The organism is Mesorhizobium sp. M1227, assembly GCF_040318315.1.
GTDB lineage: Bacteria > Pseudomonadota > Alphaproteobacteria > Rhizobiales > Rhizobiaceae > Mesorhizobium.
The window spans coordinates 169,260-182,005 of sequence record NZ_JAMYLZ010000001.1 but is presented as its reverse complement, the minus strand read 5'-3'; the positions used below and the strand labels follow the sequence as shown (position 1 = coordinate 182,005).

The 12,746-nt window shown below is 64.7% G+C and carries 12 protein-coding genes; 7 read left to right on the top strand and 5 right to left on the bottom strand.

Annotated elements, in window-relative coordinates; genetic code table 11:
• The first annotated feature begins 21 nt into the window (after nucleotides 1–21).
• The 6 genes from NKH28_RS00905 to NKH28_RS00880 all read left to right on the top strand — a co-directional run bounded on the left by NKH28_RS00905 (nucleotide 22) and on the right by NKH28_RS00880 (nucleotide 7,090).
• The gene (locus tag NKH28_RS00905; RefSeq protein WP_352769763.1) at nucleotides 22–651 is read left to right on the top strand and encodes an HD domain-containing protein; all 630 of its coding nucleotides are present in this window, start codon (nucleotides 22–24) and stop codon (nucleotides 649–651) included.
• On the top strand, nucleotides 648–1,721 hold the full coding sequence (locus tag NKH28_RS00900; protein ID WP_352977565.1) for a carnitine 3-dehydrogenase: 1,074 nt from the start codon (nucleotides 648–650) through the stop codon (nucleotides 1,719–1,721). The genes NKH28_RS00905 and NKH28_RS00900 overlap by 4 nt, the downstream gene beginning before the upstream one ends.
• 4 nt (nucleotides 1,722–1,725) lie before the next feature.
• Nucleotides 1,726–2,889, top strand: coding sequence for an acyl-CoA dehydrogenase family protein (locus tag NKH28_RS00895; RefSeq protein ID WP_352977563.1), 1,164 nt, complete (start codon nucleotides 1,726–1,728; stop codon nucleotides 2,887–2,889).
• 186 nt (nucleotides 2,890–3,075) lie between these two features.
• Nucleotides 3,076–5,154, top strand: coding sequence for an acetate--CoA ligase family protein (locus NKH28_RS00890; RefSeq protein ID WP_352454780.1), 2,079 nt, complete (start codon nucleotides 3,076–3,078; stop codon nucleotides 5,152–5,154).
• A complete protein-coding gene (locus NKH28_RS00885) occupies nucleotides 5,147–5,929 on the top strand; it encodes a carnitinyl-CoA dehydratase (RefSeq protein ID WP_352472543.1) in 783 nt (260 codons plus the stop codon). Before NKH28_RS00890 ends, NKH28_RS00885 begins: the two co-directional genes overlap by 8 nt.
• 222 nt (nucleotides 5,930–6,151) lie before the next feature.
• Entirely contained in the window at nucleotides 6,152–7,090 is a 939-nt protein-coding gene (locus tag NKH28_RS00880; RefSeq protein ID WP_352682187.1) for an alpha/beta hydrolase, read from the top strand.
• A gap of 46 nt (nucleotides 7,091–7,136) precedes the next feature.
• Here the strand turns inward: NKH28_RS00880 and NKH28_RS00875 are convergent, their stop codons facing one another.
• The 3 genes from NKH28_RS00875 to NKH28_RS00865 all read right to left on the bottom strand — a co-directional run bounded on the left by NKH28_RS00875 (nucleotide 7,137) and on the right by NKH28_RS00865 (nucleotide 8,998).
• Nucleotides 7,137–7,403, bottom strand: a complete 267-nt coding sequence (locus NKH28_RS00875) for a hypothetical protein (protein WP_352682188.1) — start codon at nucleotides 7,401–7,403, stop codon at nucleotides 7,137–7,139.
• Nucleotides 7,404–7,501: 98 nt separating this feature from the next.
• Nucleotides 7,502–8,287 (bottom strand): DUF899 domain-containing protein, encoded by a 786-nt coding sequence (locus NKH28_RS00870; RefSeq protein WP_352682190.1) that lies wholly within the window; start codon nucleotides 8,285–8,287, stop codon nucleotides 7,502–7,504.
• A 156-nt stretch (nucleotides 8,288–8,443) separates the two neighbouring features.
• The gene (locus tag NKH28_RS00865) at nucleotides 8,444–8,998 is read right to left on the bottom strand and encodes an autotransporter (protein ID WP_352929262.1); all 555 of its coding nucleotides are present in this window, start codon (nucleotides 8,996–8,998) and stop codon (nucleotides 8,444–8,446) included.
• 99 nt (nucleotides 8,999–9,097) lie between these two features.
• On the opposite strand from NKH28_RS00865, the gene NKH28_RS00860 reads away from it, so the two are divergent.
• Nucleotides 9,098–9,844: a GntR family transcriptional regulator gene (locus tag NKH28_RS00860; RefSeq protein WP_352743890.1), complete on the top strand. Its 747-nt coding sequence runs from the start codon at nucleotides 9,098–9,100 to the stop codon at nucleotides 9,842–9,844.
• Nucleotides 9,845–10,009: 165 nt separating this feature from the next.
• Here the strand turns inward: NKH28_RS00860 and NKH28_RS00855 are convergent, their stop codons facing one another.
• Together NKH28_RS00855 and NKH28_RS00850 are read right to left on the bottom strand one after the other, a co-directional pair.
• Nucleotides 10,010–11,668: an FAD-binding dehydrogenase gene (locus NKH28_RS00855; protein ID WP_352977561.1), complete on the bottom strand. Its 1,659-nt coding sequence runs from the start codon at nucleotides 11,666–11,668 to the stop codon at nucleotides 10,010–10,012.
• A 58-nt stretch (nucleotides 11,669–11,726) separates the two neighbouring features.
• Nucleotides 11,727–12,713 (bottom strand): Gfo/Idh/MocA family protein, encoded by a 987-nt coding sequence (locus tag NKH28_RS00850; RefSeq protein ID WP_352977559.1) that lies wholly within the window; start codon nucleotides 12,711–12,713, stop codon nucleotides 11,727–11,729.
• Nucleotides 12,714–12,746: the final 33 nt, after the last annotated feature.

Here is a 12,746-nt window from a genome sequence, read left to right as displayed (position 1 = left end):
GCCGGTTGGGAGGAGCCGCCGATGAAGACCGTGAAATTCACCGCCATGAAGGACGGCGACCGCGAGGATTACGCCTTCCTCACCGGGCACGAGATCGACTACGCGGCAAAGACCGGCGAGCGGCTGCTCGACGCGCTCGTCCAGCTCGATGCGGGCCTCTCGGGCTACAAGATCACCCGGCTCGGCCATTCGCTGCAAGCGGCAACGCGGGCCTGGCGCGACGGCGCCGACACCGACTGGATTGCCTGCGCCTTGCTGCACGATATCGGCGACATCTACGCGCCCTATAACCACGACGAGTATGCGGCGTCGATCCTGAAGCCTTTTGTGCGCGAGCAATGCACCTGGGTGGTGGAAAAGCACGGCGATTTCCAGCGCCTCTATTACGCCCACCACCTCGGCGGCAATCCGCACGCCCGCGACCGTTTCGCCGGGCACATCTACTTCGACGATTGCGATGAGTTTTGCGAACGCTGGGATCAGTCGAGCTTCGATCCCGACTATGAGACATTGCCGATCGATTTCTTCCGGCCCTTCGTGCTCGAAGTGTTCGCGCGCAAGGCCTATGACGCGTCCGTGATCCGTGCCGGCGAACGCGTCGCCCTCACCGACCCCGCAACAGCCAGCACAAGAACCGGAGCTTCCGCATGAGCATCATCAACAAGGCGGCCGCCATCGGCGGCGGCGTCATCGGCGCCGGCTGGGTGGCGCGGCTGCTGCTCAACGGCATCGACGTGTCGATCTTCGATCCCGACCCCGAGGCGTCACGCAAGATCGGCGAGGTGATGAAGGGAGCACGACGCGCCTACAAGCAGATGCTGCCCGGCGGCCTGCCGAAGGAGGGCAAGCTTACCTTCGCCAAGACGATCGCCGAGGCGGTGGCCGACGCCGACTTCATCCAGGAAAGCGTGCCGGAGCGGCTCGACCTGAAGCACCGCGTGCTGGCCGAGATCGACCTTTATGCGCCGGCCAACGCCATTGTCGGATCCTCCACCTCCGGCATCAAGCCGACCGACATGCAGGTGGCGATGAAGAAGCACCCGGAGCGGCTGGTCGTCGGCCATCCGTTCAACCCCGTCTATCTGCTGCCGCTGGTCGAGATCGTCGGCGGCGAACAGACCTTTCCCGAGGCGATCGAGGTCGCCAAGGAGATGTACGCCTCGATCGGCATGAAGCCGGTGGTGATCCGCAAGGAGATCGAAGCGTTCGTCGGCGACCGGCTGCTCGAAGCAGCCTGGCGCGAGGCGCTGTGGCTGGTCAAGGACGGCATCTGCACGGTCGAGGAGCTCGACGACATCATGCGCTACGGCTTCGGCCTGCGCTGGGCGCAGATGGGCATGTTCCAGGTCTATCGTGTCGCCGGCGGCGAGGCCGGCATGCGCCACTTCATGGCGCAGTTCGGCCCGTGCCTGAAATGGCCGTGGACCAAGCTGATGGACGTGCCGGAGTTCAACGACGAGCTGGTCGAGCTGATCGCGACCCAGTCGGACGACCAGGCGCACGGTCTGTCGATCCGCGAGCTCGAAAAGATCCGCGACGACAATCTGGTCGCCATCATGGAGGCACTGTCGAAGCAGAACAAAGGCAAAGGTTGGGGTGCCGGCGCCTTGCATAAGGACTACACCAGGCAGTTGGCCAAGCTTGCTGCGAAGAAGCCCAACGCCTCCAAAGCGGCCGAAAAGGCCAAGGCTGAAAAGCCGAAGAAAAGGAAGAAAGGCTGAGACCATGGATTTTGGTCTTTCGGAGGAGCAGAAGCTCATCGTCGAGACGACGCGGGCCTTCGTCGAGAACGAGCTTTACCCGCATGAGCGCGAAGTAGAGCGTACCGGCGTGCTGCGCCGCGAGCTGATCGAGGAGATCAAGGCCAAGGCGATCGAAGCCGGCCTCTATGCCGCCAACATGCCGGCCGATGTCGGCGGCGCCGGGCTCGATACGGTGACCTGGCTGCTCTATGAAAAGGAACTCGGCCGCGCCAATTACGCGCTGCATTGGACCTGCGTGGCGCGGCCCTCCAACATCCTTCTCGCCGGCACGCCGGAGCAGCGCGAAAAATATCTGTTTCCCTGCATTCGCGGCGAGAAATGGGATTGCCTGGCAATGACCGAGCCGGGCGCCGGCTCCGATCTGCGCGGCATGAAGGCAACCGCCGTGCAAGACGGCGACGACTGGGTGCTGAACGGCACCAAGCATTTCATCAGCCATGCGGATCTCGCCGATTTCGCCATCGTCTTCATGGCCTCGGGTGAGGAAGAGTCTTCGCGTGGAAAACGCAAGAAGATCACCGCCTTTTTCGTCGACAAGGGCACCAAGGGCTTCACCGTGCGCGACGGCTACCGCAACGTCTCGCATCGCGGCTACACCAATGCCATCCTCCAATTCGACGATTGCCGGTTGCCGGCCAGTCAGGTTCTGGGCGAGGTCCACAAAGGCTTCGACGTCGCCAATTCATGGCTTGGCGCGACGCGCCTGCAGGTCGGCGCCACCTGCCTCGGCCGCGCCGAGCGGGCGCTTGGCCACGCCGTCGAATACGCCGCGCAGCGCCAGCAGTTCGGCCAGCCGATCGGCAAGTTCCAGGGCGTGTCGTTCAAGCTCGCCGACATGGCGACCGAGTTGAAGGCCGCCGACCTGATGGTGTTCGAAGCCGGCTGGAAGTACGATCAGGGTACCGTCACCGACCAGGACATGGCCATGGCCAAACTGAAGGCCACCGAGATGCTCGCCTTTGTCGCCGACGAGGCGATCCAGATCCATGGCGGCATGGGGCTGATGGACGATTTGCCGCTCGAGCGCATCTGGCGCGACGCCCGCGTCGAGCGCATCTGGGAAGGCACCTCGGAAATCCAGCGCCACATCATCTCGCGGGCGCTGCTGCGCCCGTTCGGGGGCTGAACAGCGCAATGTTTGCATTCCTTCGCGCCCCCCTCTGTCCTATCGGACATCTCCCCCTCAAGGGGGGAGATCGGCCGCCATTCCTGATTTCGCCAGTTATTGCCGTTGCATGCCTGGGGCCGGCGGCCCAGCTGCCAATCTCCCCCCTTGAGGGGGAGATGCCCGGCAGGGCAGAGGGGGGTGTTTATGCACAAACTTGAGCGCCTTCTGCGCCCACGAACGATCGCCGTCTTCGGTGGTGCGCAGGCTGCCGCCGTCGTCGCGCAATCGATCAAGATGGGCTTTGCCGGCGAGATCTGGCCGGTGCATCCGAGCAAGGCCGAGGTCGCCGGCCGCAAGGCCTATCGCTCGGTGGCCGAATTGCCCGGCGCGCCGGATGCCGCTTTCGTCGGCGTCAACCGGCACTTGACCATCGAAGTGGTCAAGGCACTGGCCGAGCGCGGCGCCGGCGGTGCGGTCTGCTTCGCCGCCGGCTTCCTCGAAACCGAGGCCTATGACGAGGACGGCGAGCGGCTGCAGGCCGAGCTGGTCGCGGCGGCGGGCCAAATGCCGATCATCGGGCCGAACTGCTATGGGCTGATCAATTACGCCGACGGCGCGCTTTTGTGGCCCGACCAGCATGGCGGCATCAGGCTGCCTGAAGGCGGTCGCGGCGTTGCCATCATCACCCAGTCGTCGAACATCGCCATCAACATGACGATGCAGAAGCGCGGCCTGCCGATCGCCTTTCTGATGACCGCCGGCAACCAGGCGCAGACCGGGCTTTCCGAAATGGCGCTCGGCCTGATCGAGGACGACCGCGTCACCGCGCTCGGCCTGCATATCGAGGCCTTCGATTCGGTAGCCGGCTTCGAAAGGCTGGCGGCACGGGCACGCGAGCTGAAGAAGCCTGTCATCGCCATGAAGGTCGGCCGCTCCGAGCAGGCGCGGCAGGCGACCGTTTCCCATACCGCGTCGCTGGCCGGCTCGGACGCAGCGTCCGGCGCCTTCCTGAAGCGGCTCGGCATCGCCCGCATCGATTCGATCCCGGCCTTCATCGAGGCGCTCAAGCTGCTGCACGTCACCGGCCCCCTGCCCGGCTACCGGCTGTCGTCGATGAGCTGTTCGGGCGGCGAGGCGTCGGTGATGGCCGACAGCGCCGAAGGCCGCTGGGTGACGTTTCCGCCACTCACCCCCGAGCACCGCGCGCATGTCAAATCGACGCTCGGGCCGCTGGTCGCGGTGGCCAACCCGCTCGACTACCACACCTTCATCTGGAACAACGAGCCGGCGATGACCGCCACCTTCACCGCGATGGTGTCGGGCGGCTTCGACCTCAACATGCTGGTGCTCGATTTCCCGCGCCCCGACCGCTGCTCGGACACCGACTGGTGGGCGACGCTGCGCGCCTTCGAATCGGCCCTGAAGACCAACAGCGCGCAAGGCGCGATCGTCTCCTCGCTGCCGGAGAACCTGCCGGAGGAATACACTGCCGGCCTGATGGCGCGGGGCATGGTGCCGCTATTCGGCATCTCCGAAGCCATGGACGCCGCCCAGGCGGCGGCCTTCATCGGCTGGGCCTGGCGCGAGCCGCAGGCGCAGCCGATCGACACTTCGGCGTCCGGCGCGCCGGCCGGCGATCATGTCACGCCGGACGAGGCCGAGGCGAAGGCGCGGCTCATCGAGGCCGGGCTCCCCGTGCCGAAGGGCGAGCGCGCCGGCAACGCGGTCGAAGCTGTCATCTCCTCGATGGCGCTCGGCTTCCCGGTGGCGCTGAAGGCCCTTGGCGTCATCCACAAGTCCGAGCTCGACGCGGTCCGGCTCAATTTGAGGGATGCTGAATCCGTCAGCACCGCCGCCCACGATCTCGGCCCGCTCGGCACGGGCCTTTATGTCGAGCGCATGGTGCGCGACGGCGTCGCCGAGCTGCTCGTCGGCTTCACCCGCGACCCGATGTTCGGCGCCGTGATGACGCTCGGCACCGGCGGCGTGCTGGTCGAGCTGTTGCGCGACAGCGTCACGCTGATGCTGCCGGCGACCCGCGACGATATCGAGGCCGCTTTGCGTGGGCTGAAACTGTTCCCGCTGCTCGACGGCTATCGCGGTCGGCCGAAGGCCGATGTCGCGGCGGCAATCGATGCGATATCGGGCATTGCCGCTTTCGTGCAGCAAAACGCCGGCGAGATCGAGGAACTCGACATCAATCCGCTGATCGTCTGCACCGAAGGCAAGGGCGCCTGGATCGCCGATGCGCTGCTGGTGCTTGGAGAGAACAAAAATGTCTGACGTCATCACCACCCGCCGCGAGGGCACTATCCTCGAAGTCACGCTCGACCGGCCCAAGGCCAATGCCATCGACCTGAAGACGTCGCGGCTGATGGGCGAGACTTTCAAGGCGTTTCGCGACGATCCCGACTTGCGCGTCGCCATCGTCAAGACCGCCGGTGACAAGTTTTTCTGCGCCGGCTGGGACCTGAAGGCAGCGGCCGGCGGCGACGCTGTCGACGGCGACTACGGCGTCGGCGGCTTCGGCGGGCTGCAGGAACTGCGCGACCTCAACAAGCCGGTGATCGCCTGCGTCAACGGCATGGCGGTCGGCGGCGGCTTCGAACTGGCGCTATCCTGCGACCTCATCTATGCGTCGGACCACTCCTCCTTCGCGCTGCCCGAAATCCGTGCCGGCACGCTGGCCGATGCGGCGACGATCAAGCTGCCGAAGCGTATCCCCTACCATGTCGCCATGGACCTTCTGCTCACCGGCCGCTGGATGGATGTCGCCGAGGCGCATCGCTGGGGCCTGGTCAACGAGGTGCTGCCCAAGGAAAGACTGGAGGACCGCGTCTGGGAAATCGCGCGGCTGCTCGCCAGCGGCCCGCCGCTGGTCTTCGCCGCGATCAAGGAGACGGCCCGGGTCGCAGAATCGCTGACTTTCCAGGACGCGATGAACCGGGTGACGCGCCGGCAACTGTCGACGGTTGACGCACTCTACGGCTCGGAGGACAATCTCGAGGGCTTTCGCGCCTTTGCCGAGAAGCGCGATCCGGTGTGGAAGGGGAAATGAAGGTATTGCCGAAATGACGGCACTCCGTCACACCCCCCTCTGGCCTGCCGGCCATCTCCCCCTCAAGGGGGGAGATCGGATGTCGCTTCGGTTTTCGCCAATCTCCAACGTTGCAAGATGGGCTGCAAGGCCGAAGCTGCCGATCTCCCCACTTGAGGGGGAGATGGCCGGCAGGCCAGAGGGGGGTGTTCAGGCGGATTCATTGCGATCCATTCAGCGCCCATGACCGACTACAAAACCCTCATCGACGCCGAGACCTGGGCCTTCATCGAGCGGACCAATTCTTATTATCCGCCCGATACGATCGACTACACCGTCGCCGAGCAGCGCCAGATCTATAACCGGATGTGCCGCGAGTTCTTTGCCGGCTATCCCCAAGGCGTCACGGCGGAAACCACCGCCATTGCCACACCCTGGCACATTCCGATCCGCATCTACCGCGCCCCGGCGCCGGAAGCTTCGGCAATGGTGCTTTATTTCCATGGCGGCGGTTTTATCCTCGGCGGGCTCGACAGCCATGACGACCTCTGCGCCGAGCTTTGCAGCCGCACCGGCTACGAAGTGGTTTCGGTCGACTACCGGCTGGCACCTGAACACCTTCATCCGGCCGCCTTCGACGATGCCATCAGCGCCTTCGAATGGGCGGCGGCGACTTACGAGCGTCCTGTCCTGCTCTGCGGCGACAGTGCCGGCGGCAATCTCGCCGCCGCCGTCAGTCACGCAACGCGCGGCCATGCGCGCAAGCCGATCGGCCAGATTCTGGTCTATCCCGGCCTTGGCGGCGACAGCTCCGCCGGTTCCTACGTCACCCACGCGGAAGCGCCGATGCTTACCGCGCGCGACCTCGTTTTCTACAGGGACATCAGGACCGGTGGCGAGGATCGCACCGGCGATCTCACTCTGTGGCCGCTCGCCGACGCCGAGTTCGCCAATCTGCCGCCCACCGTCGTGATCACCGCCGAATGCGACCCGCTGTCGTCGGACGGCGAAGCCTATCGCGACCGCATCGTTGCCGCGGGCGGGCGCGCCTGGTGGCTCGAGGAGCCGGGGCTGGTGCATGGCTATTTGCGCGCCAGGCACACGGCCGGCCGCGCCCGCTCGAGCTTTACCCGGATTGTCGATGCGGTAGCGGTTTTGGGAAGGGGCGAGTGGATCTGGTGAGGGATGTCTTCCCGACCAGAACGGGCCTTTGTCGGCCGGTACAGCTCTATTTGCGGCGGCGTCGCCGGCCGGAAACCTGCTTCAGCCAAGGTCCTAAATGGAAGCCGCTCATCAGCAGGTACATCGGGACCATGCCGTCGAGCGGTGACGCCTCTTGCCCGGTCGAGCACATCATGTCCGGCGCTCCGCCGAGAAGCGTCAGCAGCGCCATGGTTGCGAAGGTCGGCGCGGCCGCAAAGGACAGCCAATCGGCTGCACTATGGTCGGCCGGGCTCGCATCGCCGGTGGATCCGCCTGCATGAATCTCGCTCATGTCCGTAGTCCTGCATAGCGAGCGGGATGCGTCGAATTGAACCGTGCATCCCGCTCCTCCAATTGTCCTGGCTGCATTTCCGCGACGCCAAAGACGTTCTATTCGGTGCGATTCCGGAACGCGGCCTCTCCGGCGTCCGATATCTCGACCCATTTTTTGTCGGGGACGGCTTCGGCGCCGTAATTGTCGTGCCAATTCCACCACTTGTACGTCGGCGTCTGCGGATAGCCCTCGGGCGAATCCTCCCAAACCTCCTGGCGGCCGAGCGGCGACAGGTCGAGATAGCTCCATACGGTCCCCATCGCCTCGTCACCGCGGTTGTTGATGAAGTAGGTGCGGAACACGCGGTCGCCGTCGCGGATGAACACGTTGTGGCCGTGCCACTCGTCAACGCCGAAGTCGGCATCGAAGCTGTCGGTGATGGTGTACCAGGGCATCTTCCAGTCCATCCGCGCCTTCAGCCGCGCAATGTCGGCCTGCGGTGCGCGCGAGGCGTAGGCAAGCGTGGTGTCGCGGGCGTTCAGATGGGCGAGGTTGCCGACCTGGTCCGCCCCCAGCGAACAGCCGCGGCAAGCGTGGTCGGGCCAGCCGAATACGCCGGGCTCGAAGAAGGCGCGGTAGACGATCAGCTGACGGCGGCCCTCGAACAGGTCGAGCAGGCTCACCTTTCCATCAGGCCCTTCGAACGTATAGGTCTTCTCCACCGCCATCCACGGCATCCGCCGGCGCTCGGCGGCCAGTGCGTCGCGAGCCCGGGTCACGGTCTTCTCTTTCACGAGCAGTTGCTGGCGCGCGGCCTCCCACGCGTCAGACGAAACGACCGGTGGTGTCTTCATCGCGAGCCGCTTCGTCTGCTCGCCTGTGCCATTCTGATGTGCCGTCATTGTGCATCTCCTTGCTGGTTTGTCGCCGCAGGCGCGACGTGTTGGGTCGTCAGATAGGATAGGGGCGATAGCGGGTTGGCGAGAGTGACAAGTGTGACGCGATTCCGACGGGTCCGCTGATCACGGCCAATTTCGCCGCCCGCGACGCCCCTGCGCTCATTCGTGCCCGGACTGCTGAATGGGCCGAGCGCCGGCCAGATAGCGGTCATTGTCAAACGGCTCGGCCTGGTTGCTATCCGGACTCCACAGCTGCCGGTGGGTTCGTGTGAGATCGCCGAGGTAGACATGCAGCGCACCCGATCGCGCACCGCCCGTATTCGCAACCGCATGAACGGTATTTGACGCCATGTGCACCACGGCAGGCGCTGCGATGTCCTGCCTTTCGGGAACATCGAGTTCGCTGCCGGCAACGGGATAGATGAAGTTCGTCTCGCTGCCCTTGTAGATGCCGATCAAGGCATCCATCAGGTGGTTATGAGGCGGGTACTGCAGGCCGGGCGACAGCGTGATGTGATAGATCGTCAGGTTCGGGCTCGCATGCAGAAGCACCTCGTCGTCGTCTTCTTCGTGAGCGAGTGTTCCCGATGCGTGAAAGCGGTTGGTATAGTCGCCCAGGACCGTCCTTACCGCTTCGAGGGGATCTGGCCCCTTCGCGGCATTGACGATGTCATCGGCAGCGGCGTAGAGAGGCGAGTTGGCGTGTAAAGGCATATCAGTTATCCTCGCTGAGATGCTCAGATCATCAATCTGAGATGCTCACGCTAGCGAATGCTGATGCCAGCGTCAACGGGACAGCCAGACGGACGGAATATGAAAACGACGAAGTTGACCGCCGAACCGGCAAGGCCGGCCACGGTCGAGGCGACAGCACTGTCGGCCGCCGACGTCCTTCGCAGGGAACAGGCATATGAGCAGCTGAGGAACGACATCATTGCCTGCGTGCTGCGCCCCGGTGAAGCGCTGACGGAGAAGCAGATCGGTGACCGGTACCAGATCAAAAAGGCGACCATCCGCGCGGCGCTGGCCCGACTGATGCAGGAAGGGCTGGTCAGGAGCGAACCGCGCCGCGGCTACGTCGTTGCGACGCTTAGCCTGCGGGACGTCAACGAGATCTTCGATGTCCGCAGCTTGATCGAACCGGAAGTGTTCAGGGTGGCGGCATCGAACATGACCGAGCGCGGGCTCGAGGATGTCAGGCTGGCGGCGAAAAAGGTGCTGAAGCCGGAGACGCTACGCAGCCACGTCGCCTTCCTTGCGGCCGACTGTGCCTTTCGTCTGGCCCTTGCGGAGCTCTCGGGAAATTTACGACTGGCGCATCTGCTGGACCAGATACTCGACCAGTCGGCGCGGGTTCTCCACCTCGGCTTCAAGTCCCGCGACTTCACCCAGTTGATCATCGCCCAGCAAAAGGAGTTGGTCCTTGCCTGCGAGGCAGGCGAGGTTTCCGCCATCGTCAAACTTGCCCGTTCGCAGTGCCTGTCTCTCAAGAAGCAGGTGCTCGAGGCTTTGCTTGCCGGTTCCAAGCTTCAAGACGTCAATTTGCAGCCCTTCGCCTAGAGCCGGTTCCGGTTCTCCTGGAACCGGTAACCCGCTCTAACTATCTGTTTTGTCGCATTTATGCGGACGCCAAATGATTCCATTTGGCTGCAAAATGCTCTAAGGGAAGTTGGCCACTCGGTGCGACCCGCCACCTTGGCGCAACGGCCGCCCGCGGGCCTTGTTTCACCCCACCGCGCGTGCCGCCGCCCGTCCGGCACTGCGGCCGGAAAAGATGCAGCCGCCGAGAAACGTGCCTTCGAGCGCTGCATAGCCGTGCATGCCGCCGCCGCCGAAACCGGCGGCCTCGCCCGCCGCGTACAGCCCCTCGACTGGTTGGCCGCCGGCGCCCAGCACGCGGCTGTCGAGGTCAGTCTCCAGCCCACCGAGCGTCTTGCGGGTCAGGATGCTGAGCCTGACGGCAATCAGCGGGCCATTGGCGGGATCGAGCAGCTTGTGCGGTCTTGCGGTGCGGATCAGCCGGTCGCCGAGATAGGCTCGCGCACCGCGCAACGCAGTAATCTGCATGTCCTTGGAGAACGGATTGTCGAGCTGCCGGTCGCGGGCGCGGATTTCGCGCTCAACCTGCGCCAGTTCGAGCAGCGGCTCGCCGCCGGCCACTGCGTTCATGCGGGCGACCAGCGCCGGCAAATCAGGCTCGACGATGAAATCCTCGCCCTTCTCCATGAACGCCTTGACCGGCGCGGGCACGCCGCTGGTGGCGCGGCCGAGCACCTGGCGCCAGCTCTTCCCCGTCAGATCGGGGTTCTGCTCGGAGCCCGACAGCGCGAACTCCTTCTGGATGATCTTTTTGGTCAGGATGAACCAGGAATGATCGAAGCCGGTGCTCATGATGTGGCTGAGCGTGGCCAACGTGTCGAAGCCGGGATAGAGCGGGACCGGCAGGCGCTTGCCGCGCGCATCGAGCCACAGCGATGACGGGCCGGGCAGGATGCGGATCGCATGATCGGTCCAGATCGGTGCCCAGTTCCTGACGCCCTCGACATAGTGCCACATGCGGTCGCGGTTGATCAGCCGGCCGCCGGCGGCTTCGGCGATCGCCAGCATGCGGCCGTCGACATGATCGGGAACGCCAGTGATCATGCGTTTCGGCGGCGCGCCCATCCGCCTCGGCCAATTCTCCCGGACCAGCTGGTGATTGGCGCCGATGCCGCCGGAGGCGACGATGACGGCCTGCGCCTTCAGCTCGAAATCGCCGGTGATCTCGCGCGAGCTCTTGCGGCCGCGCTCGACGTCGCTCGCCGCCAATATGTCGCCGCGCACGCCGTCGACGACGCTGCCCGTCCGCGTCAATTCGTTGACCCGGTGACGGAATTTGAAGCGGATCAGCCCGCGCTTCTCGGCCTCGCGTACGCGCTGCGCGAACGGTTCGAGCACGCCAGGGCCGGTGCCCCAGGTGATGTGGAAGCGCGGCACCGAATTGCCGTGGCCGACGGCATTGCCGCCGCCGCGCTCGGCCCAGCCGACCACCGGAAAGAATTTCAGGCCGCGCTGCATGAGCCAGGAGCGCTTCTCGCCGGCGGCGAAGCCGAGATAGGCCTCGGCCCAGCGGCGCGGCCAGAGATCTTCCGTGCGGTCGAAGGCTGCGGTGCCCAGCCAGTCCTCGAGCGCCAGCTCATACGAATCGCGGATGCGCATGCGACGCTGTTCGGGCGAATCGACAAGGAAGATTCCGCCGAGCGACCAGAATGCCTGGCCGCCAAGCGACTGTTCCGGCTCCTGCTCGACGATGATGGCCTTCTTGCCGGCCGCAGTCAGTTCGGCCGCCGCGACAAGGCCGGCAAGGCCGGCGCCGACAATGATCACATCCGCATCGTCGGACATCTATTTGGCCATGATCTTGTCCAAAAACCGGTCCCCACTTTTTGGGATCATGGCCGGCCTAGACTGTTTCCCAGCCTTCCTTCTCGCCGGCGCGGAAGATGGCATCGATGACCTTCTGGTTGAGCACCGATTCTTCCAGAGTGAAGACGCGGTCCTTGCCGCCCCGTGCCGCCCGCGCGAAGGCCTCGACTTCCAGCCGGTATTGCTGCGTGCCGGGAAAGCGGAACACCTGCGCCTCGCTGTGGTTCTGGTTGTGCAGTTCGACGCGGTGATGGTCGTAGAGTCCGGCGTTGAACGGTGAGAACACCTCGATGAAGCCCTTCTCGCCGTGGAAGACCATCACCTGGCGTGCCGCCATCTGCGTCGACAGGTAAAACGACAGCTCGAAGTCGCCGAAATCGGCGCGGATCGAGGAATAGATGTCGGTGCCGAATGTCTTGTCGCGCTCGATCGTCGCCTGGACGCGCAGCGGCTCCTTGCCGGTCGAAAAGCGCGTCGATACCGTCGGATAGACGCCGATGTCGGGCAGCGCGCCGCCGCCGAGATCGAGCTTGTTGCGCATGTTGTTGGGGTCGACATTGTAATAGGAGAACGCGCCCTGGACATGGCGCAGCCGGCCGATGGCGCCGTTGGCGATGAGGTCGCGCACCTTGATCCATTGCGGATGGTAGACGACCATGAAGGCTTCGCAGACCAGCACCTTCCTGGCATCACGCAGCTTGATCAGCGGCGGAATGTCCTTGGCATCGAGCGCCAGCGGTTTTTCGACCAGAACATGCTTGCCGGCCTCGATCGCCTTGGCCGTCCATTCGACATGCTGCGAGGTCGGCAGCGGAATGTAGACGCCGTCGATGTCGCTGGAGGCGAGCAGCTCCTCATAGGAGCCGAACGCGTGGCGCGCACCGAAGCGTTCGCCCAGCGCCCGCGCTTTCGACAGATCGCGGCTGGCAATCGCGGACAGCACGCCGTTCTCCGCCTCGACGATTGCCGGCAAAAGCTGCTCGCGGCCGATCTTGGCCGTCGACAAAGCACCCCATCGGAACATCAGATTTCTCCTCTCGATTGCAGGCCTGGAGGT

Bases quoted from the DNA above. Each gene is read 5' to 3' on its own strand.
- NKH28_RS00905 (WP_352769763.1), top strand. From the start codon at position 22: ATGAAGACCGTGAAATTCACCGCCATGAAGGACGGCGACCGCGAGGAT.
- NKH28_RS00900 (WP_352977565.1), top strand. From the start codon at position 648: ATGAGCATCATCAACAAGGCGGCCGCCATCGGCGGCGGCGTCATCGGC.
- NKH28_RS00895 (WP_352977563.1), top strand. From the start codon at position 1,726: ATGGATTTTGGTCTTTCGGAGGAGCAGAAGCTCATCGTCGAGACGACG.
- NKH28_RS00890 (WP_352454780.1), top strand. From the start codon at position 3,076: ATGCACAAACTTGAGCGCCTTCTGCGCCCACGAACGATCGCCGTCTTC.
- NKH28_RS00885 (WP_352472543.1), top strand. From the start codon at position 5,147: ATGTCTGACGTCATCACCACCCGCCGCGAGGGCACTATCCTCGAAGTC.
- NKH28_RS00880 (WP_352682187.1), top strand. From the start codon at position 6,152: ATGACCGACTACAAAACCCTCATCGACGCCGAGACCTGGGCCTTCATC.
- NKH28_RS00875 (WP_352682188.1), bottom strand. From the start codon at position 7,403: ATGAGCGAGATTCATGCAGGCGGATCCACCGGCGATGCGAGCCCGGCC.
- NKH28_RS00870 (WP_352682190.1), bottom strand. From the start codon at position 8,287: ATGACGGCACATCAGAATGGCACAGGCGAGCAGACGAAGCGGCTCGCG.
- NKH28_RS00865 (WP_352929262.1), bottom strand. From the start codon at position 8,998: ATGCCTTTACACGCCAACTCGCCTCTCTACGCCGCTGCCGATGACATC.
- NKH28_RS00860 (WP_352743890.1), top strand. From the start codon at position 9,098: ATGAAAACGACGAAGTTGACCGCCGAACCGGCAAGGCCGGCCACGGTC.
- NKH28_RS00855 (WP_352977561.1), bottom strand. From the start codon at position 11,668: ATGTCCGACGATGCGGATGTGATCATTGTCGGCGCCGGCCTTGCCGGC.
- NKH28_RS00850 (WP_352977559.1), bottom strand. From the start codon at position 12,713: ATGTTCCGATGGGGTGCTTTGTCGACGGCCAAGATCGGCCGCGAGCAG.